This window comes from uncultured Methanospirillum sp., assembly GCF_963668415.2.
In the GTDB taxonomy this organism is placed as follows: domain Archaea; phylum Halobacteriota; class Methanomicrobia; order Methanomicrobiales; family Methanospirillaceae; genus Methanospirillum.
Map to the genome: position 1 here is coordinate 148,120 of NZ_CAXXDL010000001.1, position 22,060 is coordinate 170,179.

Annotated in this window: 20 protein-coding genes; 5 read left to right on the forward strand and 15 right to left on the reverse strand. The window is 45.2% G+C overall.

What is annotated here, in order from left to right; genetic code table 11:
• Nucleotides 1-292: 292 nt before the first annotated feature.
• Complete coding sequence (locus ACHZA2_RS00760; protein WP_319578110.1) at nucleotides 293-1,390, reverse strand: transposase; 1,098 nt, start codon at nucleotides 1,388-1,390, stop codon at nucleotides 293-295.
• A 209-nt stretch (nucleotides 1,391-1,599) separates the two neighbouring features.
• On the opposite strand from ACHZA2_RS00760, the gene ACHZA2_RS00765 reads away from it, so the two are divergent.
• Complete coding sequence (locus ACHZA2_RS00765; protein WP_319578111.1) at nucleotides 1,600-2,088, forward strand: hypothetical protein; 489 nt, start codon at nucleotides 1,600-1,602, stop codon at nucleotides 2,086-2,088.
• 43 nt (nucleotides 2,089-2,131) lie between these two features.
• Here ACHZA2_RS00765 and tnpC read toward each other — a convergent pair whose 3' ends face one another.
• The 7 genes from tnpC to ACHZA2_RS00800 form a co-directional block, all read right to left on the reverse strand.
• Nucleotides 2,132-3,625 (reverse strand): IS66 family transposase, encoded by a 1,494-nt coding sequence (tnpC, locus tag ACHZA2_RS00770; protein ID WP_319578112.1) that lies wholly within the window; start codon nucleotides 3,623-3,625, stop codon nucleotides 2,132-2,134.
• 707 nt (nucleotides 3,626-4,332) lie between these two features.
• Nucleotides 4,333-5,580, reverse strand: coding sequence for an NAD(P)/FAD-dependent oxidoreductase (locus tag ACHZA2_RS00775; RefSeq protein WP_319578113.1), 1,248 nt, complete (start codon nucleotides 5,578-5,580; stop codon nucleotides 4,333-4,335).
• 462 nt (nucleotides 5,581-6,042) lie between these two features.
• A complete protein-coding gene (locus tag ACHZA2_RS00780; RefSeq protein WP_319578114.1) occupies nucleotides 6,043-6,909 on the reverse strand; it encodes a DUF3821 domain-containing protein in 867 nt (288 codons plus the stop codon).
• Nucleotides 6,910-7,081: 172 nt separating this feature from the next.
• Nucleotides 7,082-8,998, reverse strand: a complete 1,917-nt coding sequence (locus ACHZA2_RS00785) for a PAS domain S-box protein (RefSeq protein WP_319578115.1) — start codon at nucleotides 8,996-8,998, stop codon at nucleotides 7,082-7,084.
• Between the two features lie 84 nt (nucleotides 8,999-9,082).
• On the reverse strand, nucleotides 9,083-10,456 hold the full coding sequence (locus tag ACHZA2_RS00790) for a hypothetical protein (RefSeq protein WP_319578116.1): 1,374 nt from the start codon (nucleotides 10,454-10,456) through the stop codon (nucleotides 9,083-9,085).
• A gap of 176 nt (nucleotides 10,457-10,632) precedes the next feature.
• Nucleotides 10,633-11,529, reverse strand: coding sequence for a phosphatidylglycerol lysyltransferase domain-containing protein (locus tag ACHZA2_RS00795; RefSeq protein ID WP_319578117.1), 897 nt, complete (start codon nucleotides 11,527-11,529; stop codon nucleotides 10,633-10,635).
• Nucleotides 11,519-11,956 carry a GNAT family N-acetyltransferase gene (locus ACHZA2_RS00800; protein WP_319578118.1) on the reverse strand — a complete coding sequence of 146 codons (438 nt, stop codon included), beginning with the start codon at nucleotides 11,954-11,956 and terminating at the stop codon, nucleotides 11,519-11,521. The genes ACHZA2_RS00795 and ACHZA2_RS00800 overlap by 11 nt, the downstream gene beginning before the upstream one ends.
• 141 nt (nucleotides 11,957-12,097) lie before the next feature.
• On the opposite strand from ACHZA2_RS00800, the gene ACHZA2_RS00805 reads away from it, so the two are divergent.
• Complete coding sequence (locus tag ACHZA2_RS00805) at nucleotides 12,098-13,108, forward strand: PhoU domain-containing protein (protein WP_319578119.1); 1,011 nt, start codon at nucleotides 12,098-12,100, stop codon at nucleotides 13,106-13,108.
• Between the two features lie 40 nt (nucleotides 13,109-13,148).
• Here ACHZA2_RS00805 and ACHZA2_RS00810 read toward each other — a convergent pair whose 3' ends face one another.
• From ACHZA2_RS00810 to ACHZA2_RS00830, 5 genes are all read right to left on the reverse strand, one after another.
• On the reverse strand, nucleotides 13,149-13,718 hold the full coding sequence (locus ACHZA2_RS00810; RefSeq protein WP_319578120.1) for a chemotaxis protein CheW: 570 nt from the start codon (nucleotides 13,716-13,718) through the stop codon (nucleotides 13,149-13,151).
• A 91-nt stretch (nucleotides 13,719-13,809) separates the two neighbouring features.
• On the reverse strand, nucleotides 13,810-15,441 hold the full coding sequence (locus ACHZA2_RS00815; protein WP_394698445.1) for a CARDB domain-containing protein: 1,632 nt from the start codon (nucleotides 15,439-15,441) through the stop codon (nucleotides 13,810-13,812).
• Nucleotides 15,442-15,553: 112 nt separating this feature from the next.
• Nucleotides 15,554-16,063, reverse strand: a complete 510-nt coding sequence (locus ACHZA2_RS00820; protein ID WP_394698446.1) for a tetratricopeptide repeat protein — start codon at nucleotides 16,061-16,063, stop codon at nucleotides 15,554-15,556.
• 64 nt (nucleotides 16,064-16,127) lie between these two features.
• On the reverse strand, nucleotides 16,128-16,937 hold the full coding sequence (locus tag ACHZA2_RS00825) for an NAD(+)/NADH kinase (RefSeq protein ID WP_319578123.1): 810 nt from the start codon (nucleotides 16,935-16,937) through the stop codon (nucleotides 16,128-16,130).
• A 4-nt stretch (nucleotides 16,938-16,941) separates the two neighbouring features.
• The gene (locus tag ACHZA2_RS00830; RefSeq protein ID WP_319578124.1) at nucleotides 16,942-17,718 is read right to left on the reverse strand and encodes a bifunctional fructose-bisphosphatase/inositol-phosphate phosphatase; all 777 of its coding nucleotides are present in this window, start codon (nucleotides 17,716-17,718) and stop codon (nucleotides 16,942-16,944) included.
• 84 nt (nucleotides 17,719-17,802) lie between these two features.
• Between ACHZA2_RS00830 and ACHZA2_RS00835 the strand changes: the two genes are divergently transcribed.
• Nucleotides 17,803-18,180, forward strand: coding sequence for a translation initiation factor IF-5A (locus ACHZA2_RS00835; RefSeq protein WP_319540800.1), 378 nt, complete (start codon nucleotides 17,803-17,805; stop codon nucleotides 18,178-18,180).
• Between the two features lie 89 nt (nucleotides 18,181-18,269).
• On the opposite strand, the gene ACHZA2_RS00840 is transcribed toward ACHZA2_RS00835, so the two are convergent.
• Both ACHZA2_RS00840 and ACHZA2_RS00845 read right to left on the reverse strand, forming a co-directional pair.
• A complete protein-coding gene (locus ACHZA2_RS00840; RefSeq protein ID WP_319578125.1) occupies nucleotides 18,270-19,997 on the reverse strand; it encodes a hypothetical protein in 1,728 nt (575 codons plus the stop codon).
• 33 nt (nucleotides 19,998-20,030) lie between these two features.
• A complete protein-coding gene (locus tag ACHZA2_RS00845) occupies nucleotides 20,031-20,699 on the reverse strand; it encodes a hypothetical protein (protein ID WP_319578126.1) in 669 nt (222 codons plus the stop codon).
• A gap of 168 nt (nucleotides 20,700-20,867) precedes the next feature.
• Here ACHZA2_RS00845 and ACHZA2_RS00850 point away from each other — a divergent pair, with 168 nt between their 5' ends.
• Together ACHZA2_RS00850 and ACHZA2_RS00855 are read left to right on the forward strand one after the other, a co-directional pair.
• Nucleotides 20,868-21,743, forward strand: a complete 876-nt coding sequence (locus ACHZA2_RS00850) for an Mrp/NBP35 family ATP-binding protein (protein ID WP_319578127.1) — start codon at nucleotides 20,868-20,870, stop codon at nucleotides 21,741-21,743.
• A gap of 2 nt (nucleotides 21,744-21,745) precedes the next feature.
• Entirely contained in the window at nucleotides 21,746-22,054 is a 309-nt protein-coding gene (locus tag ACHZA2_RS00855; protein WP_319578128.1) for a hypothetical protein, read from the forward strand.
• The last annotated feature ends 6 nt before the right edge of the window (nucleotides 22,055-22,060 follow it).

The following is a 22,060-nucleotide window of genomic DNA, read 5'->3' on the forward strand; positions in this document are numbered from 1 at the left end:
CTTTTGCTACACTATCCTAATATACAACAAAATGAGTCAGGATATAAGGTCACTCTTCATTGAAATACATCATATCGAGGCTGTCCAATGAAAAGATGTAGATTGGACAGATTGTCAATCAAATAATTCGCTTTTTGTCGAACTACCAATTTTTACAATAGAATGATAGATACACGCACTGCAAAGGATGGGAATCAACATCCAAACTACTCAAAATTACAGTTGATAGACGAAGAAGAACTAAAAACTCGATAGCATTCGCTACTTAATGGGACATCTGCATTTTATTTTTTCAGTAATATTTTGATAGACCCTGACCCTTTCCTTGGTTTTTTACTAAATTTGCAAGTAATACAAACTGATATGAAATGAGATTCAATGTCATGTAAAATTCTTCAGATCTTTTCTGAATCCATTTTACACTGAAATTAAACATTCGTTTCATGTGTGAATGAGTTCTTTCACAATCTGCCCTTGATTTGTATTCAACTCTGAAATTTGGATTAAGTAAGTTCTGATTGCGAAGATACATCCCGACCTGTTTCTCCCTTCCATTATTCGTGAGAAATAGCATTTTTTCCTCAATAGAATCTCGAATGTCTCCCCCTTTCTTCCACATTTTATTTACCCAATGATCAATTCTCTCAATTGTCCCCTCTATGTTCAAAATTGCGTTCTTGCTTGGATCGATTAGTGGTTGAATTCTGAAAATTCTCCAGTATCTCGCATAAATCATGAAGGAATCATAGCCACCATCAAGTTGAACTTTGATCATGCTTGGATTCATCGTACCAACAATTTCAGCTAATGGGATTGCATATGGGGAATCATGAGCATTACCTTCAGAAAATATTCCATAAAGTGGAAAGTTGTTTAAATGAAATATGTGATATTTGTGCATCCTGCAAGCGTAATGGGGATTATATTCTGCATATTTATCATACCTTGAGGCTTCAATAGGGGTTGAATCAACCATTCCGTGACCATTCTGAATAGATTGACATGCAATGGCTCCGTTTAGGTACATGATCTTCTTAAAGCCGTCTAATCGCAAACGATTGTAAGCAAAATCATGTAAATTACTTGCAGAGGGAATATGATATTTTCCGGGCTCTATTTCAGGAATTCCAAGAGCAATGCAATCTTCAAGTGTTAGTGATTTGATGAATTTTCGATAGGATTGTTTTCGAAAGGAATGGACAATCAAGAGTTTGAATAATAATATTGGTGAATATAACCATTTTCGAGTTTGGCTGTAATTGAGATGGTTGTGCAATTCAATTTCAATCTGGGTAAGATCCATTTTTCCAAGTAATGTACTGATTGAAACACTATTTGTTGGATTTACAGTCCCATGTAATGTCCTTTTTTCGTTTGAGCCAACGAGCATAGAGGCCAGTTTCAATAGTATATAATGGTGCCGAAATCGGTCCCACGGCAATTAACGAAATGAAAAAAGAGTGGAGAGTCGAGAAATTTTATGACCTATTTAAATAATAGGGCCTTCGTTGGACGGCCTCATATCAACAAGAATAAATTAAGGAGTACTGTATTACTATCATGCACTCGTTTTCTGCATTTTGTACCCTTTGTATTCTGATGGTTCTTTCCATCAGCATCTGTTATGCGAATGAGGAGACAACAACTTCACTTTTAACAGTGTCTGGAAATACTTCACTCATTTCTTCTGGTGATAATGGAAATTTTCAGATTCGTGTCGAAAATGTTAATCCTAATGTAACGATAACACAAACAAACCAGACCGTTACTGGCCTTTTAAAGAAAGTAATCCCTGCTGATCCCTGTATTGCAGCATTAATTTTTTCTGGTATTAATGAGAATGAAACAGTGTTCCTGGTACAGGTTTCAAATCCCGAATACTCATCAGATAACGAAACGCTGTCCTGGAATGTTACTCCGCAAAAATTCTACGATGGAGTTATTTTAACGGAATATGCTAAAAACATCACTGAATTTAAACCTGGATCTTATCCTATGACTCATGTGTACCTAGAATCTCCTCTTCGTAAGGTACAAAATGGATGTGAAACATTACCAAATGGAGAGGTCTATTGCACATTTGATTAAATATAATTTTATTATTCCTTTGTTTTTAAAAATACGTAACTATTCAGGCATGCTGAGAACAGGTTGACACTACCATACTCTCTTGTGCATATGTTCTCATTTTATCCTGCCCTGGAATCCATGGATTGTTCTTAAAAGCGGAGTAAATAGCCTCAATAACTCTGATTCCATTTTTTCTTATTGTTGAGATATAACTTCTGATCAGAGTGACGGCTTCCGCAGTAGATTTGTCCCTGAATCCTCCAGAAATTTTCATCTTAACCTTCATCATGCGGATATCCCTTTCTGCCAGATTGTTGTCGAATGGAACAATCAGATTTTGAATAAACAGTAAAACTCCGTCTTTATACAACTCCAACCTTTCCAGTAAGTTACGAGTAAAAGTCTTTTTCGTCCTTCCCTTTTTTCCTAGAATTTGTATCGGCGGTGGATTCTCATCTAATCCTATTTGAATCAGTTCATCATATGAAGTATTGAGACTGTTCATCATGACTGGAGGTATAGGAACCCCATTCGAATGATATTCCTCCTTGATTTCCTTTGCCTGTATCAGTAATTCAATCAGGTTTCCTGGCCACTGTTGCTTCGTTTCTTCTTCTACTCGTTTGAGTTCCCGAAGAATATGGGCACCACAGAAACTATGTGTACAGGGATAGGAGAGATAGGGTTTCCAAAAATCATGAACGCTAATACCCTTGAAATCCGGAAGAATTCCTATTTCGTTTATTCCTTCCATCCCCCTCTTATTCTGGATTGAGTAATGGGTCCACTGTGATGTGCAGGTTACATGAAGCCAATGTAGTTTTCCTTCAACTCTGACTCCGGTTTCATCATTATGAATAATCGGTTCGAATTTTAGAGCATTCGTGACAGTATCCTCAAATGGGGTAAGTTTTTCTGAAAGGTTATGAGTCAGGTTTACAATCGTTCCAGGACTGATGGAAACGCCAAATAGGCCATAACATGCTTCAACTGCCCGTTCATACGGAATGAATTGATAATGAACAAGATAACTCATATACGCCTTGATTCTTGATCCATATTGAACCGGTTGAGTTACATTCGGAGGGAAAATTCCAGATGTTTTGCATCCACAATGGTTACAAACCAAGGTTTGAGATCGATGTTCTGTAATTTCAATTGCCGGAGGAGGAGGAAGGTCAAATACCTGGCGTTTTTCAAGGGAAATTATTGTCCCACCCTGAAGACTCCTTCCACAACAAGAACAGATGTCCGGAGAATGAGTTTCAATATGATCCGGATTAGGACTCTGCTCCAGAGTTTTTCCTTTGTGACCAGGCTGACCGCCAGGTTGCTTTTGGGTTTTCTTACGAAGGGAGGTTGCACGGTTTTTTCGGGTGTAACCATCCGACGAAGGAGGTTTGCCGCTATTGGTACTGTTGAGATTTAGCCGTGATTCGAGTTCTGTCACTCTGGTTTCTAACTTATCGATTTTTTCATGCAAATAGTAAATATATGCAACGATTTCAGGAGGGCATTCTGGAAATTTTGATTTTATCTCTTCAGGTATTTCCATTGCGGTAAAAGAACATTTACCCTCATTATACTAAGATCTTTCGGTAATTCTTTAATTGTTCAGAAAAATAAGCGATATTTGAGGAAAATATTGGGTACGTGAGTTGGGGGCGCTCAGGATGGCTGAATAGTTACAAAAATACAATCTTTTTTTACCGAGTCACCCTAATCTAGGTTCCTATTCCTGAAGATCTACCGGTTTTCAGTTCGCAGCCATTAAATTTTATCCACATATTACTGGTGAACAGGGTTATCGCGGAATCGCGGAACATCCCGGAAGATCGCGGACACTTTCCGCGACAAATCCAGGCACGTATAGACCCTGTATATAATATATATAAAAAATTATTAGCTTTTATGTACATATCGCGGAAAATGAGAATATACAGTGTATGATCAGACACATCATCAATAGTATGTGCGTATACAAGTGAGTTTTAGTTTTCCGCGAGATGAGATCCAGAAACCAAATCTGAAGAAGCAAAGAGGTCGGATATGCAATCAGGAAATTTTGGTACTCGCGCCCATTCCCGCGAGATGTCCGCGAAACAAAGGATTGGACAGCGATCAGGATCAGGTTCCGCAATGACTCCTGTACGACATTCACACCAACCCCGGGCCCCGGTTACCATCAGATCAGAAGCTGAAGGATTTTTCAACAGTCGTACCAATCGGCATGCCCCGGTTTCACCTGATGAACCCGGGTATTTACGACTCCGGCTTAGTACTCGCTATAACCCTCACCCGTTTCGCTGCCAGCACTGCAGTCGAGAACGCAGCCTGAAGATTATATCCCCCCGTATCCCCGTCAATATCAAGAACCTCACCTGCAAAGAATAAACCGGGAACAATTCGTGACTCCATCGTCTTCGGGTTTACCTCTGACAACTCAACACCACCACGGGTAACCATCGCTTCATCAGGTCCTCCAAGTCGTGCAACAACAAAAGGACAGGCGGTCAGAAGATCTACCAGTGCAGTCCGGTCTTTCTTGGAGAGATGGGCAGCGGTGAGCTCCAGATTAACACCGGCAAGTTCCATAATTTTCCTGACAAATCGGTCAGGGAGATCAAATGCCCCAAGCACAGTCTTTACCTGTCGATTGCCAGCCGCTGCAATCAGACTGACCAGATCCTCATTCACCTTATGTGCATCAGTCCCGGGCATAAACGAGATACGAAGAGTATCAGCAGGCCTGATATACCTGGAAAAATCAAGAATTCCAGGCCCGGAAAGTCCGGTGTGAGTGAAGAGAATGTCTCCGGTGTGCGTTTTGATCTTCTTCCCGTTCCTGAAGAGAGAGACCGGCCGATCAGCAAATGAGATCCCTGATAAATCCGTGAACAGATAGTCTCGCACGTATACACCGGTAAGTGCCGGACCAGTCTCTGCAACCTGGTGACCAAGGTCACGGGCGAATCTGAATCCGTCACCGGTTGAACCGGTGGCAGGATAGGTATCACCACCAGTTGCTACAACCAACGCATCGGCACTGACCTTGTCTGTGTCACTCTGTATCAAGAATCTGCCATCCGCGACAGACACCGAAACGACCGGCTGCTGGCTCCGAATCTCAACGCCACGCGTACGGCACTCACCAACAAGAAGATCAAGAATATCTGATGCCTTTCGTGAGACCGGGAACACTTTTCCCCCGATCTCGGTCTCAAGAGGAACCTGGTTATCATTGAAAAACCGTATCAGATCCTTATTAGAGAAGTTCATCAAAGCAGGTTTTAGAAATGAGGCGTTCTCCCCGTAATGAGTCAGAAACGATCTCACATCACCGTCATGGGTAACATTGCACTGACCTGACCCGCTGATCAGCAGTTTATTGCCACAGGACCTCTTCTTCTCAAACACGACAACATTCAGGCCTTCACCTGCCGCTTGCAATGCACAGAAGAGCCCGGCAGGCCCACCCCCGATGATACCCAGCGAAAAATTCCCAGACATGAAACAGGTACCTCTCTCACCGGCACCGGTTATCACTATCTGTATTGTACATCCCAAGGTATTCTATTCACATATTATCGAACGGTGTCCCACATACACAATCCCCCATGCTGAAAGGCAAGAGAGATCCTACGTATTGGGATTACTTCATTCGGTGACACTCTGATCGTGCTCATTACTGTTTTTCAACTCGATGAATTGAGTGAAATCAAGATTTGACCTTTGTATCCGATTTGGAACGATAAAACGACAGGGTAGATTTGAAAAACGCATATATACCAGAGAACGATCAGATAATCAGCAGACAGTAATTACGGGGAAAAGAACAGGAGACTAATGATTCTCGTCACTTAAATTAAATGTTCATTCCCCAGATAACAGATGCAAAAAAGAGACGAAAGGCACTAGAAGTATATGATATGAGATTAGTATCAAGGAGAATAACGGCCTCTAAAAGTAAAATTAATTTGTTGTTCCACCAGAAATACCTTCGCCATCAATAAATGGTTGCTTTGAAGTTCTTTCAGGATATGGTAAATTTTGTGCTATTTTTATTCTTTTTACTGATGTTTGTGTTTTCCCGGTATATTGTGAGCCATCAGGTGCGAGATAGTTTTTATTCATACCATTAAGGTCTATTGATACCCAGATCCAATATTCTTCAGGCGGTATGGAACTATTATTTGTATCCCAGCCATCACCAATTGCGGGAAGACTATGATCATCCCCTGATCCAATCCAGTACCACTCTTCTGTATCCAAAGGTAAATGAGATAGAGATAGTACGGATTTTTCTTTCACTGGTAAACTTGATATAATTTCTCCATCTTTTCCTTGTTTCATAGAAATGGAGACATATCCATCTTTAGGGCTAAAACCAGTTCGTTTTGATACATTCATCAGGTTAGTAGAAATTAGGAAATTAACATAAGTACCAGGTTTTACTTCATTTCCAGTAATTTCCTGACCTGATTGACCACTAATTATCTTAAGATTTATGGACGGTTCTTTCACAATAAACAAAAGATCTCCCTTTTTTTCACCATCCCAAATATACCATTCACCTGTTTTTCCTATGAAAAAATCCGGAGAAACATAAAAGGACTTCGGATTAGTTATTGAATACGTATACAATGGTTTTGTCCAATCTTTATCAAAATCAAAACCGATTTCAGTAGAATCTTGTATGGCTTCAGTAATATCCAACCCATCTTCACCTAAGTAAATTGAATCTCCAGATGAGATTTTATTTAGATCTGCTCCTCCAGGAATTGATAATAGGAACAATATTAATAATCCAGTTATTATTGCTATAATTTTTTTACCCATAATTAAACCGTTGGGGACAATCATTCAGGTTTTCATTTATTAGAAGCGTTACTCATTCAGAATATTATCTTCTACTCCAAATTCTTAAATAAATTACTGGTGTTCCTCGTCATTTGAATATGGGGAGTAATTCCAATGACAAATGATAATGAAAAATAAGGGATGACAAATACTAGGTTCCGGAATCGGTATCCCGCTCCATATACATCCCATGCTGATAATGCCGGAGCAGGAACTTGTGTACCTTCTCAGACTGCACCCAGGCACGATCCAGTTTATCAATGAGATCGTTGATAATACCCAGTTGCACCTCAATTTTGCCTGAATACTCACCGCCCTGCAGGAGATTAAGCCCTTTGATCACCTGTATCGGGTTGCGAATCTCGTCATTGAGGATCTGGAACTGCTCCATGTTCAGTTCAAGCTGGGCGAGACCTGCACGACGGATCTCCTCTTCCCGCTGGACTCTGAATGAGACATCATGAAAGTAAACAACGAGTGATGATATCTGTCCGTCATCGATCTTGAGGGGAGTGATTGAGATGTCAAACCACCTACTCTCCTGGTCTGGCAGGGGGATCTCCATACTCCAGGACCGTATACTCCCGTCACCGATTGACTCTCCGACCAGTCCAAGAAAGCCTGCATAGATCTCGTCTGTAAAAACACTCCTGATATCAGAAAGGGGACCGTTGCCAAGCCCGGGAAAAGCCGTCATTCCAGCAGGATTAACGTACGTTATAATCCAGGAGGGATCGATGACCAGGATCAGATCATCAAGTTGCTCGGCAAGCCTGCGGTACCGCTGCTCACTCTCCTGAAGAGACTGCTGAATGATCCTCCGGTCAGTAATATCGATGATATTGCCTGCAATGCACCGGGAGTTCAGGAGTTTGATGGTGGTCAGGTATATCTCAAGAAATATTTCACGACCGTCCTTCCTGATTCCGGTACATTCAAAGTTGTGCGGTTGATCTACCCCCTCCATCGCCTTGGTGATACTCTCTGTAAACAACTCATGATCAGAGGGGTGAATAAGCACCAGGGGATCTTTGAGTTTAAGCAACTCTTCACGCCGGTACCCGAAGATGGAACAGATCCTGGGATTTACGTACCTGAACACCGTATCGCAGAAGAGAAAGATCCCAAGATTTGCCTCCTCCACCGGACTCTTGTAAAACTCTTCAATGTGCCGCCTGTACCGGGCAGATCCGATAATCTCCGCAGCCATGATAAGGGTCTGAATCTCAATCGAAGAGCGTCTCTGCTCCTGTTCATGATCTTCAAAGACAAGATACCCGCACATCTGGGAGTTAGCATATATCGGAAGAACAAGGAGAGAAGCGATGCCCTCTTTCTGAAAAAACTCTCTCTCAACAGGGGACACTGTTGAGAGGCCACCTGAAAATGACCGGCTTGTGGTAAGAGTCGAATGCCAGTGTTCAGGCCAGTGTGAAGGTGATCCCGGCTGTCCGTTCTCTGTTCGTGACCAGACCACAGAGACTTCGCAGCCTGTTGGCTCGGTCTCACAATCCCTGACATTGACAAGGTAGACAAGGTCTGCTCCGGTCGCAACACCAAGCCTTCCGAGAATGTCGCGGGAATCTATATGAAGGATCGTTCCTTTCAGGAACTGTTCGGCTGCATAACTGATGGCTTCAAGGATTGCATCCTTTCGTCTGACTGCACTGACTGCTTCCCGCTGGCTGACCAGGACCCGTACCTTCTTTGCGATATCAAGGGTCTGGATATCGAGTTCATCACCCTTATTCTGGTAAAAGTCTGCACCTGCATTTAACGCCTCAATGGCTATCTCTTTGCTGTCCTCACCGGTCAGCATGATAAACGGGAGATCGGGATACTGCTGTTTGATGATCTTTAAAAACTCGATGCCATTCATATATGGCATTGCATAATCAGAGACGACCGCATCGACCTGATGTGCTTTCAGATACTCAAGCCCATCCTCTGCCGAAAGGCATGTAAACACAGAAAATTCCCTGCTGGATTCAAGAAATAACCGGAAAATTCTGCAGAGATCCTCGTTGTCATCGACGAAGAGAACACGAATGATGGATATTTCCTGCACGGCGATCCCCGGTATGATGATACTATGTTTCAGTTTCCTGATAAAGATGCAGGGAGTACTGTTGCACAGGCATACAGAAATGAATCATCTCTGCTGAATATCCCGAAATGCCCGGGTGAGGTCTGCAAAATCAACCCTGCCATTGCGATTGAAATCAAACCTTGAGGATATATCACTTTTTGAGAGCCAGTCGAAATTCCTGAACAGCAGAACAAGGTCCTGCATGTCAAGGCGTCCATTCCCGTTCAGATCCTCGAATTTACCATCGTTGTTGGGATCTGTCATCTTCTGAAGAATGGATGAGTCAAACTCAACCGGTGACGCGATGTCTGCCCTGTAATGCACTACCACCGGTGCAGTTCCGTTCTTTTCACTTCCGATATCCATCTCTGCAACAGACTCGATCTGTGCCGAATCTACACCCATTGCCTGGGATGATGCACTCACTGACTGATATGAGGCAGCCGAACCGTTTGCAGTAGTTGATCCACCACCAAAGACACAACTTGGATCAGTGGATGTGTTCGCATTACCGCTCACCTGCTTGACTGCAACGACCCTCTCCTCGGTCTGCATCGCGTTTGAGCCGTTCGCATGATAACTCACGAGCCGCTGCGATGAGGTTGTCTTATCTGCTGAAAGTGACCGGGTCTCTGCAAGGGTTCCTCCATTAGTGAGAAGTGTGGCCGCATACACTGCTGTTCCTGCCCACTCGGTCTGGCCGGTAGAGTTTCTGCTGTCATACACATGTTCAGCAACCGTCCGTGAGTTTACCATCCCGGTCCCCTGGGTCTGTGCCTGAATAGTGGCACTCGTATCACCACGATATACCCTGCTGAAGAGGTCAAAGAGTCCTGCAACCTTAGACCGGTCAGAGGCCATGTTCATATCGCCGGGAGTTCCGGAGCCGTAGGTGAATGAACTTCCGATGATGGCCGGGCTTGAGGCATTTCCTGCAGGGTTTGATGAGTTTGCACTCACCGAGTATTGGATTTCTTCAGATGAGATCCGGGTTCTTGATGTGAGCTGCAGGGTATTTGCAGTGATAACATCCATGGATGCAGATGCAGTGAACGATCTGTTTGAATCTGAGCCGGAGTCACCTGATGCCAGGGCACAGAGAATTGATGAACTATCATTAGAACCCTTCGTTGTCGTGGTGATGATATTCTCGCTGGCTGCGAGATGACTGCCTGAAGATCCGGCATCATAACTGAGAACCTTCTGGGAGTCAACAGACCCGCTCTCTGCCGTCTTTCCTCCGGTTGAGACAGTCTTTGAGAGGGCAAGGGCTCCGCCATTGGTCATTGTCGAGTCACGAAAGAGTTGGGCAGATCCATTCACGTACGGATTTCCATATCCCTGTGTAAACGTAGAACTGTCATGAACCATCCCCACTGTATCAATGAGGGTACCGACTGATACTTCAGATGCAACAGGAGATACGAACAGAAACAAACCACCTGCCAGTACAAGAAATGATATTTGTATTGCCCGAAATAACGAAGGGCGGAGCATTATCGCATTTTTAGTATTGATATAAAAGTATAAAATAAATGTGATAAATTGCGTTAAAGCAATAATCCGGAATTATGAGAATTATCGACGATGGATGGAAAAATCCACGCCGGATGTTACGAACTGACATCAAGGTAATGAAGCTCTGCCATGTGATGGGGATGATACCGCTCTTTTGCTTCTTTGAGTCCGGGAAGGCCCATGTCACTCTCCCGGTTGATAAACTGGTACCGATCTTTGAGCATGGCTGCGGTCTGGTAGTTTATCTCCTTGTAGATTCCCTCACACTCAGGCATCCCCTTCTCATAGTGTACGACCGCGGTTTTGGGATTGAGCTCTTCAAATATGGCAATCCCACCGATCTCACCATGGGGTTTTACTGCAATTCCTTCATACCCGAGCTGATCAAACACCTCAAGTGACTCCCAGAGCGCCTCTTTCTCATGCTTCAGAATTGTGTACTTATCACACTCTTTCCACTGGCACCAGCGCTTTAAGAACTCTTTCACCTCATCAAAGTTCTCTTCCGTGATCGGTTCCACTGTTGACGGACACTTCTTCCTGAACTTATTGAGTTGTTTTCTGATCATCAGGTACTGCTTTCCCTCAAGGTTTGCAAGATCTGATGTCTCATAGACATAATCGAAGAAGTCCCGGTCTTCCTTTAACCGCAGATCAGGCCTTACCTCCTGAACCCACTGGTACTGCCATGGCTCAAGTACGAGAAATGGTGCCTGCTGACCTGAAGAGAGCGCGAGGTCGATGACCGCATTCAGGACGTCCGGGTTTTTCGGTCCGATAGGGCAACGGAGCGATGTGTATGAGTCAGTGCTGCCTCTGATTATCAGGCATCCTTCCACAACTGCTATCTCGTAATGACCGTAGTCCCGCCAGCAGTAACACGTTCCAAAGGTATTCTCTGAGTGTTCAATCGGATACCGTGAGTAGATATCATCGAAGATCTTCTTGTCTTCAAGCGTGAGTGGGTGGAAGTCATCATCGTCAAGTCTCATTCTGACCGTCCGGATTATATGTTAAGAAGATGAGGCCGTTATCACTGATAAAACCTGATTTTTCATAGAACGACTGAGTGTCAGGTTCAGCAACAAGGTAAAGTGAAGAGAGCCCGGCAGCGTGTGCTTCTCGTACTAAAAATTCCAGAATCCCGGCTCCGATATGCATCCCTCTCACTTCTGTGAGAACACAGAGATCATGGATGTACCCGGCTCCGACACCGTCTGAAATGATTCGCCCCATCGCGACAGCCCTGCCTGTCCCGGAATCGATCCCCACTACAAAGATGAAACTTCCCTTGATCAGGGGGGCAATACCTGAAGGATCATAATAGTCCCTCCACCATCCGGCAGATCGGTAGAGAGCAATGATATCATCATCATTCCATCCCTTCACAACCTGATAAGTCACTGGCGCTGTAGTCATGAACCCTTCGTTCGTACCCTTCGTTTCTTCTCTGATCGTGAAGGTTCTTTTGATTTCATGCAACCACCCGGAATAGAGGAACCAAGAATTTCGGATTCTCTATATGGGTTCAGAGAAAACTATACAGACAGGATCAGATATATGGAAATCCGACGTGTGCAGATGACGGGAGGCTCCTCCTACGTCATCACCCTTCCTAAGAACTGGGTAGAATCGCTGCATATCAAGAAGAATGATCCCCTTGGCGTTCTGATTCAGCCGGACGGAACCCTGATGATCACCAAGAATATAAATGGTGACCAGATCCAGCGTATCAAGGAGATCACCGTTGATCAGCAGACCGAACCTGATTTTTTTCTTCGCCTGCTCATCGGAACATACATCGCTGGTTACAGCACCATCAGGATAACAACCAAGGACAGAATTCCCGGACAGATCCGGGTTAAACTCCGTGAGTTCTCAAGCATGGTGATAGGACCAGAGTGTGTCGAAGAGACCGATCAGTCCATCCTTCTCAAGGATCTCCTCAATCCTCTTGAGATGCCGTTTGAAAACTCATTAAAGAGGATGTTCGTTATCGTGAAAGGGATGCATCACGATGCCATCGAGGCGATGCTGAAGGATGATCCCGATCTTGCAGATGATGTAATGGACAGGGACAACGATGTTGACCGGCTCTTCTGGCTGATTGCACGTCAGACCAACATGATCATGCAGAATATTCATCTCTCCCGAAAGATGAACACCACCATCGTTCGGATGCTGCCCCATTTCCAGGTAGGGCGGATCATGGAGCGGGTGGGAGATCACGGGGTTCGTATCGCCCACAATACCAGAAAATTATCATCAAGCGACGTTGGCCCTGAAATTTCAGCACATATACAAAAAGCATCAGATGCAGCGATACAGGTGTTTGAGAAGAGCGTTGAGGCATTCTTCACCCATGATCTCAAAAAAGCCAACCGAATGATCGAATCCATTCATCATCTCGAAGAAAATTATACCCTCATCAATTCAGAGATCCTCTCCCTTCCCACAACTGTTGCGGTTCCGATCCGCAATATCACCGATAGTATCCGCAGAACCGGGGAATACTCAGCAGATATCGCTGAGAATGTCATCAACTATGAGATGATGATAGAAGATACCTGAATCAATACAGGTTCATCAAAAAGGGTTTCAGTTAATTCAGTTAGATCTGATCCATATCCCTGAGCAGACTCTTCACATCGATCCAGATGATCAACTGGATCAGTTCCTTCTCTTTATCCCTGCTCTTTTTCTTGATGATACCCATGATATGGGTTCCTTCATCCCCTGAAGTTGCTGTCTCGTCAACCTGTCCTGCAGTGTACGTTGAAACCGTGAGCACATCATCAACCATGATCCCGATCTTGGAGTTTGTCAACCGGTCATCAAGCACAATAATTCGTGACTCTTCCTCACTGGTGGATGATTTCGTTGTGATTGCAAGCTGCTGCTTGAGATCGATGATGGTGGTGATCTCACCTCTGAGATCAATAATCCCTTTGATATACGACGGACTGTTTGGAAGACGGGTTATTCGTGAGTATTCTACGACTTCCTTGACATCAAAGAGATCTATAGCGAAGTGATCCTCTCCGAGAAGAAACTCTACGACCTGAAAGAACTCTTCTGTTGTTTCACCATGCCCGGCACCATGAGGACGTGAAGATCCCGGTCTGGGGGTGAATGTACCTGTCTGGTCTGGTGATGCAGAGCTCAGGGTATTGCCAGCCATATGAACAAATTACCCGGGAAGGATAAAAATGCATCCGAGCCTGTTACCATGGTATGGAGGAATATGAGTCTAAAAAGAGGAGGGTGAATGATCAGCCACAGAAGATACACGGGCCGATATACAAAGTCCCTACGTTGATATTATTTGATTTATCCAGTTCAGGCATACTTTCGTCACAGTCGGTCATGAACGAACAGGGATCGATGACCGAGTAGATGAAGTACTCACCATTTGTAAGATCCGACGGTATGGTAACCTGTGTTGTGTTGGTCTTCTGTTCAAGCGGACATATTGAATCCAGCCTCCACACACCCAGATAACTGGCAGTTGCGACATCAAACTTCTGGTACGGAGAGAGGTAGTACGCAACAGCAACATCTTTTGCACACCCTTTTCCTACATTGGTTATCGTATCAGTTATCGGTACAGTCTGACCAGGTTGAGCCTTCGGCCACACAGTTCTGATATGTGTCAGATCCGGAATCGGGGATGCCGGGTTGTACCTGATGTTGATCGGCTGATTACTGACCCAGGCGTTATTTAGGGTATTCTTCTCCTGAACCGCGGAGGTAACTGTGATCTTCTTGGCCAGGTAATAGAGGCCTGCTTTCATATCTGACGAAACACCAAGCAGCTTCTGTTCGGTGCTGGTCTGGTCTGGCTGCAGACTCATGACGGTCCGCCACCCCAGATGTCTGCCATTGGTTCCGTCAGTATTCGGAGAGAGCAGGTATTCAATCCTCACGATATTCGCTTCAGCACCTCCGATATTCTTCACTGAGTCAGTGACTGTTAAGGAGTCGCCGATGAATGCCTCACTAGGCTGCTCGGTATCCAATGTGAGAACATCAGGTCCTGACTCCCGCACCACCGGTGTTGTATCTGAATTGGTACTTGATCCGGACGACGGGGTGATCCTGATGGGATCCTCATTAAACCAGAACGTAGAGGGAGATCCTTCCCCGATCATCTGATTAACAGGAACAAAGGAGGTGAAGAGATAGTATGCTCCGATTCCGATATCTGCAGGAATATCGAGGGTTCCAGGGATCTCCTGTTCTCCTTCCCCTGAAAATTCCGGAAGGGCGATCGTCCCTGCCGGAATCAATGATGAATCAGGCCTGCTCTGTGTTGATAGAAAAAGACTCACACTCCCGGGGCTGCCTGCATCGTTTGTGGTATGATTCACAATCACTGTGACCGGTATTTCACTTCCAGCACTTACAGTGGAAGCAACGAGAGTCCCGATCCCCTCAACTCCCGCATTTCCACTCGTAGTCACAAAAACCGGGGATTTAGACCACTGGATATTATTGGATGAGTCCTCCCCAGGCACTGCTCTGGTGGGATCGATCCATCTGATCAGGTAGTACGTCCCCGCTTTTGTCTCTGAAGGAATTGTAAATGTAGTATTGCCGTACTTCTGTGCTCCGGCCTTCAGGCCGTCCACATGCCAGGTACCGATCAGAATCTTGTCATCCATCTTCTGATCAACAGAGAGGAAGTATTGTACATCAAACGGACCTGCTGATTCTGATCCACCATTCCGGATAAAATCCTGAAGTTCGTCAGAAGTACCGGCTGAGAGCGATGTCGGGGCGATGATACGGGTTCCTGATATATCAGCTCCGGATACAGCACTGGCCGTACTGATACAAAGACAAAATCCGATAAGAAGAGCGAGTACGGACACACAACCTGTCCGCAGAGAACTGCTTCGCATAGCTTCCCTATCTTTGGAATGGCACAAAAATCTTCTGTTCCGCCGGGTCCTGCCGAGAGCGTCAGGATTACGGGATAAACCCGGGAACCTGAAGGCAAAAAAGGGAATGTGGTTACAAACGGCGATGATATACCAGAAACAGGCTGGCAACCAGAACTGCAACAACCACGGCTGCAGGTGAGAGTGGTGACTTGGCCTTATTCAGACCATTCACGAGCATATCGCGGTCTGACTTAAACTTGGCCTGGTCGGGATCAAGTTTGATTGCAATATCATACGCAGCAAGGGCCTCATCATTTCTGCCAAGAAGGGCCAGAGCTGTCCCTTTATTATCGTAGGCTATAGGTGATTCAGGAGTAAGGGCGATCGTCTTGTCCCAGGCCTGGATCGCCAGTTCATACTGCTCCATACCGGCATAAGCAAGACCGATATTATACCATGCATTTGCTGATAGGGTAGAATCTATCTCTGCCGCTTTCTGCCACGCACTGATTGCCTCAACAAACGAGGAGTTGTCGAATTGTGCACTTCCTATCTCAAACCACTCTTCTCCGGTCTCTGCATAGGCCGATCCCACCAGAGCGAAGCAGAGTATAATCAGAAGAATAGCCTGATATCTCATCTGCATCCTGATACCCGTAGATGTACGTCAGTAATCATAGTTAATATTCGCCATGTGTATGAGGTCAGAGGTGTCTCAGTTTTCGGTTGATCTTTTCAAAGAAGTTCTGCCCTGCATCCACAAAGAGAGCAGGTTCGGATGAGCGGATGACATCGATTGTGCTCATCTCACCGATATGACGGATGACCTGGCCGTCTATTACAAGTTTGGCAGGTTTTTCTGCCTCAAGGGTTACCCTCACCGTCCGTGATGAGTCGATGAGATGAGGACGGTTGGAGAGCATAAACGGGGCAAGAGGGACCATGAGGAATCCTTCTACTCTTGGATCAACGATCGGACCCCCTGCACTCATGGCATACGCTGTTGATCCGGTAGGTGTGCTGATGAGGAGTCCGTCAGCTCTGAACCGCTCAGCAACCACTCCGTTTATGTGGATCAGGAACTTGAGCATTTTTGCAGGCCGATCTGTGACGATCAGCGCCTCATTCAGGGCATCTCCGATATAATTGCCATCAATTGAGAGAGAGATCCTCATCCGGGGTTCGGTTCTGACCGGGAGGGAGAGGTGATCGAAAAACCTGAACGCATCTTCAGGCTCCAGGTCGGCAAGAAACCCTACTTCTCCCCTGTTTACACCGATTAATGGAACCTGAACCGGCATCAGTTGTGCTGTCAGGAGAATGGTTCCGTCTCCTCCGACCACCACCACGAGGTCAGGAGAAGAGGCAGGATCAAAGAGATCTCTCTGCTCCTCATGAAGGTTTTCAGGCCCGAACCGAACCGTATGCCCTATCTTTGTGAGGTGATTCCCAAGTTGATCAGCATAATCCCGGGTGCGTAAGTCCTCAAACCGGACAACCATCAGTATATCCATAAGATCACCTCAGGTACTCGATCACTTTCCTGTGCAGATGCCCGTTCGTTGCAATAAGGCACGTGCCGATGGTGACTTCATCAGCAAAGACTATTGCCCGCCCGTCAAGATCGGTAACAAGCCCTCCGGCTTCTTCACAGATCAAAACTCCTGCAGCTGCATCGGTGACACGAAGGGTTTTACGTAGATCCACAAATCCGTCAATTCTCCCTGCTGCCACATATGAGATCTCAAGGGCAGATGCTCCGAACTGTCTGAATCGCCGTATCTTCTGCATCAGGTTAAATATCCGGTCCTGCTGGAAGTGTTTGCCATAGATACTCATGGCACTGGTCTGCAGGTCTGAGGTTGGAGATATATGGATCTGGGATCCATTCAGAAATGCACCGCTGCCTTTCTCAGCGGTAAAAGTCTCACCGGTGGCAAGGTTTCGGACAAAGGCACGTAGAATCTTTCCTTCCTCAGCATACGCAATGGATAGAGCATAGAAAGGAATGTTCATGACTGCATTATAGGTCCCATCTACCGGATCCAGAAAAATTGTCCCTTTCTCTCCTCCTATTGATATCCTGCCGATCTCCTCGCTGATGAGGGTTTTGCATAATCCATGCTCTTTAAGAAAGGCGATGATAAGATCTTCGGCTACTTTATCGATATGTTTAGTGGGAGTCCCATCAGCCCCCATCCCGATAACACGTCCTCCTTCCTCTGTCCCGCAGAGTGGAGTGATCGCATTTCTGACTGTTACCGCCATTAAATTGCATGCTGAAAAGAAGTCCATGGATATCGCTACCAGGCGTCCTATTACGGTGTATTTATGTGTGGGTGGCTCGATACATATAATCAGCTTTTAATTAGGTGTTTTATGAAGGAACAGACTGAAGTAGGTAAACTGAAAGAGGGAAAATACTTGCTGGTTGAGGATGAGCCTTGTAAGATCCTCTCGATCAGTATATCAAAACCGGGAAAGCACGGTGCAGCAAAGGCACGTCTTGACGTGATGGGTATCTTTGATGGGGTCAAACGATCCATTGTCCAGCCGGTTTCAGCAAAGGTGTATGCACCGATTGTGGAACGAAAAAATGCACAGATAATATCAATTGCCGGAACCATTGCACAGCTTATGGATCTGGCAGACTTTGAAAACTTTGAACTTGCAATTCCTGATGAGATATCCAGCAAGATCGAGGTTGGAAAAGAGATTACCTACATTCAGTCCATGGATAAGCGTAAGTTCGATTAAATAAAATAGTCTCATGAAACACTTCAGGTGTTTCACTTTTTTGTTAGTTTTATCAAGAGAACTACTGCTGATCTTTGCTCACAGAAAAATTAGTACCTGATATCAGGCAGAGTTTTGAACTTCCAGCCTGATGGTTCTTTGACAAAAACAAGATCGAATGGAATAGTCTTTTCAACACCATTCAGAAGTACTTTCAGATTCCCTCTTGCAGTAGCAGATTCGGCCTGAATCAGGGTGTTATCCTTTCCTATGTTGCCCCGTACAAGGATATCATCAACCACGACATCAGTAACCCTGATGCCAGTAGCCCGGGTCTGCACATAATTCTGATAAATCGGTTGAACTTTATCGGGGCTAGTAAGGTCACTGGCTAAGTAATCCGTGACATTTGTAAAGTAGGTTGCACTCAGGTTCTCATTGAAACCAGTAAAGAATCCACTCAGTTGTTTCTTGATAGCGGTTTGCTCAAGGGTATATTTCTCGTCGAGTTTTGGAATATATGAGGTATTCGTTTGTTCCGGGACCTTGATCTGGATATTGTATGAATCGATACTCTGGGTATCAATGGTGAATGAATAATTGCCAGGACCATAGATCCGTTGTGTCCAGGGTCTTGGATCTTTTATAGTCTTCCACTTTTTATCCCAAGCATCCTGATACTCTTCAGAATCAAAGTAATCCTGTTTCCCTTGTTGTTTTAGAAAATTTTCGGCTTCAGTCTTATGCTTTGCTTCATTCCACTGGAGGGGATCAATCCCACCGTCAGGAGTTATTGTGATGGGAGTAAACGATGGATCGTCAACATTTTTTACAGTAATTTTGATATCAGGCTTCATGTACCCGACTGATTCAACTAAGGATGGTGGAGCATCTTCAGTAGTTATCTCATATGGGGGACTGGCATCTGGTTCATCGTCAGGTACTTTAATAATTGCCTTGTCACTGCTTCTGACAAAAATTGTATCGCTCTCAACTTCATCTTTTACAGAGATCATTGTTGGAATCGAACTGTTGCCCACATAATAAATGATAGGATCCCCCTCGTATGTTATGAGAGGTTCCTTGTATTCCTTATTAAACTCAAAAACATTATTTGTGGTATCTTTCGGGTTAGCGATCTCAGTCCTGTAATTCACATTATACGTTAGATCCCAGTATGGATACTGAATACTAATTGGTTCAGTAGATACACTCCGGACACCACCGAAGTTGGAAAGAACCTTCATTTTTGATTTAATTGGAACGACTTCCTCCGGGTATGGTCTGCTCTTGAATATAGTCCCAGTAGGTTTCTCTGTCGCCTGAATCGGAATCGGCTTTCCATCCCAGGTTGGAACCGGAGTTATCGGTGCTTTAACCACCACTGAACGTGAAGTGTTGTACGTAACTTTAGTATCATTATCAACTATCTTCACAGTCCAACTGCCTTCTGAAAGTGTAACATTATTTGTGACCAGAGTCCCATTTTTAAGGACGGTTGAAAATGTTTTGTTTACTCCATCATTGACAAAGGTGACATTATCCATCGATTCGGTAAAGTTTTTCCCCTCGATAACAACCGTTGATGTATTCCCATCGGCAGTAAAATTTTGTGGGCTTACTGAGATCACCTTAGGAATATTAGTCACACGTCTGACAGTGCTATTACCCAGACTGGTATTGTTCACTTCGGTCTGATTCTCACCCTTCAGCATTTTGGTGAGTTCATCGGGAATAAGTTGGACGGGCTTTCCGGTAACGAGTGGCTTGACGTACATCGCCATGAAGAGCACGATGAAAATGGCCACAATAATAATAAGCATATCACGTTTTTCCATCAATGCCTCAACAACGAGAGTTGAACTCCCTGATTATGCATCAGGGAGATATTTCAGGGGTATCGAGATCGTGATTCTGTACTTCTCCAGCTGATCTGCTGTGATATTCAGGTAATATTCATGCCCACCTTCAAAGAATCTGCCTTCTTTTGGATCTGGCGCTTTTCCCTGTTTGTACACCATGCTGCGTATTGTTTTGTCAGCTTCACCAGAGACTCCTTTCTCGATTACATCCATCATGAAGACGGGCATTGAACCGGATGGGGTAACATTATACGCTACCTCCCAGTACGGGGTAGGAATCCTGAATGGAGCAGTACTCCCGGTGTACTTACCGACAATATCAGCATATGTTATCATCTGCACGGCAGGCATCGGATTATCTGCATCCGGTTGCCAGGTGACCTGAGTCATGGACGGAAGCGGTTTTCCTATATCTGATCCTGCTTGAAGCGATACATCTGCTGTCGGTGCTGCCGAAGCCGGAACCGGAGTTGGTTCTGGCGTGAGTACAATTTCGGTTGGTCCTGTGACAACAATCCCGGACTCTGTTGTTCCCTGTTCAACCGGTACAGATGGCGCAGGTGTCTCTGGTAATCCCAGATTTGGTGCCTGGTGGGTAAGCATTGGCTTTACCACTAGAGCAAGTATGAGAACCACGGCCAATGCTGCCACTATGGCCAGGATATCCCGACGTTCCATTACGTAAATCCCCCTCTGTTATCTACTTGGGTGAGCATGATATTTATATCGTAAAGAAATGCCCCGGTCAGAATTGTCCTGGACACAAAGGGCAGATGAGGATACCACGGATTTATGTTCTGATTCTACCAAATAATATACGAATCCCAGCAGAGATAAGGTCCCATTATGGTTGAGAACGATAATAAATCACCGGAATCATGCGATAATAACTGTTCTTCCTGTCAGCAGAGTTCAGACTGTGGTCAGGCTAATAAACTTCCGCCAAAGGCAGATGTTGATGTCAAGCACGTCATCCTTGTCCTGTCTGGAAAGGGTGGAGTTGGCAAGTCCACCGTGGCTGTGAACCTCGCCTACGCCCTCTCCAACCATGGACGCCAGGTAGGACTGCTCGATCTGGATATTCACGGACCAAATGTACCAAAGATGCTCGGGCTCGAAGACCATCAGTTGAGTTCAGAGAATAATAAGATCATACCGGTGCGGGTGACCGGGTCACTTCAGGTCATCTCGATGGCATTTCTGCTTCCTGAAAAATCAGCACCCGTTGTATGGCGTGGCGCTATGAAAGCCGGTGCAATCAGGCAGTTCCTTGAGGATACAAAATGGGGATCGCTCGATTACCTTGTTGTCGATCTTCCGCCAGGTACCGGTGACGAAGCCCTGACCATCGCACAGATCGCACCAAACCTGCGTGGAGCAGTCATTGTCACCACCCCCCAGGATGTCTCAACCCTCGACTCAACCAAGGCGATCACCTTCGTTGAGATGCTGAAGATGGATGTGCTCGGAGTTGTTGAGAACATGAGCGGCTTTTCGTGCCCTCACTGCGGTGAGGTCATTGATCTCTTCGGAACAGGTGGAGGTAAGCGGATCGCAGAGGAGCATCATGTCCCATACCTCGGTAGTATTCCACTCGACCCGGAGATGCGCAAGGCCGGAGATGAAGGACGTCCGTTTATCATCAAACGCAAGGATGAGACTCCCAGTTGGAAGGCCATCAACGACATCATGGAGAAACTCGTAAGCATTGTAGAACGGTGAGAATGGACTATATCAGAATCCTTTGCGGGAGGGAAGAAAAGATCCCTCTCTATGATCAGATCGTTTTATGTCTCGAGGATATCACACTCCTGCCTGATATGATAGAACCTATCTTTCGTGAAGCAGGGACGCTCAACGAGCAGCTCATCGATAAGTTCAGGTTCGGGCTCCTCAGAGTGCAGATCTACTCCGAGATCCACAGGAATATGGACATGGAAGAGTCACAGAAGATGCGATACGTTTCAGAGATGATTGAGCGTGCAATCTTTGGCGGGCTGTTTATCGAACGTGAAAATTTCGTACCTGAATAACTGGTG

Coding starts and splice junctions, on each gene's coding strand:
- ACHZA2_RS00810 (WP_319578120.1), bottom strand. CDS start 13,718: ATGGCTGGCAATACCCTGAGCTCTGCATCACCAGACCAGACAGGTACA.
- ACHZA2_RS00855 (WP_319578128.1), top strand. CDS start 21,746: ATGGACTATATCAGAATCCTTTGCGGGAGGGAAGAAAAGATCCCTCTC.
- ACHZA2_RS00840 (WP_319578125.1), bottom strand. CDS start 19,997: ATGGAAAAACGTGATATGCTTATTATTATTGTGGCCATTTTCATCGTG.
- ACHZA2_RS00805 (WP_319578119.1), top strand. CDS start 12,098: ATGGAAATCCGACGTGTGCAGATGACGGGAGGCTCCTCCTACGTCATC.
- ACHZA2_RS00820 (WP_394698446.1), bottom strand. CDS start 16,063: ATGAGATATCAGGCTATTCTTCTGATTATACTCTGCTTCGCTCTGGTG.
- ACHZA2_RS00835 (WP_319540800.1), top strand. CDS start 17,803: ATGAAGGAACAGACTGAAGTAGGTAAACTGAAAGAGGGAAAATACTTG.
- ACHZA2_RS00830 (WP_319578124.1), bottom strand. CDS start 17,718: ATGGACTTCTTTTCAGCATGCAATTTAATGGCGGTAACAGTCAGAAAT.
- ACHZA2_RS00850 (WP_319578127.1), top strand. CDS start 20,868: ATGGTTGAGAACGATAATAAATCACCGGAATCATGCGATAATAACTGT.
- ACHZA2_RS00815 (WP_394698445.1), bottom strand. CDS start 15,441: ATGCGAAGCAGTTCTCTGCGGACAGGTTGTGTGTCCGTACTCGCTCTT.
- ACHZA2_RS00780 (WP_319578114.1), bottom strand. CDS start 6,909: ATGGGTAAAAAAATTATAGCAATAATAACTGGATTATTAATATTGTTC.
- ACHZA2_RS00765 (WP_319578111.1), top strand. CDS start 1,600: ATGGTTCTTTCCATCAGCATCTGTTATGCGAATGAGGAGACAACAACT.
- ACHZA2_RS00800 (WP_319578118.1), bottom strand. CDS start 11,956: ATGACTACAGCGCCAGTGACTTATCAGGTTGTGAAGGGATGGAATGAT.
- ACHZA2_RS00795 (WP_319578117.1), bottom strand. CDS start 11,529: ATGAGACTTGACGATGATGACTTCCACCCACTCACGCTTGAAGACAAG.
- ACHZA2_RS00775 (WP_319578113.1), bottom strand. CDS start 5,580: ATGTCTGGGAATTTTTCGCTGGGTATCATCGGGGGTGGGCCTGCCGGG.
- ACHZA2_RS00760 (WP_319578110.1), bottom strand. CDS start 1,390: ATGCTCGTTGGCTCAAACGAAAAAAGGACATTACATGGGACTGTAAAT.
- tnpC (WP_319578112.1), bottom strand. CDS start 3,625: ATGGAAATACCTGAAGAGATAAAATCAAAATTTCCAGAATGCCCTCCT.
- ACHZA2_RS00845 (WP_319578126.1), bottom strand. CDS start 20,699: ATGGAACGTCGGGATATCCTGGCCATAGTGGCAGCATTGGCCGTGGTT.
- ACHZA2_RS00825 (WP_319578123.1), bottom strand. CDS start 16,937: ATGGATATACTGATGGTTGTCCGGTTTGAGGACTTACGCACCCGGGAT.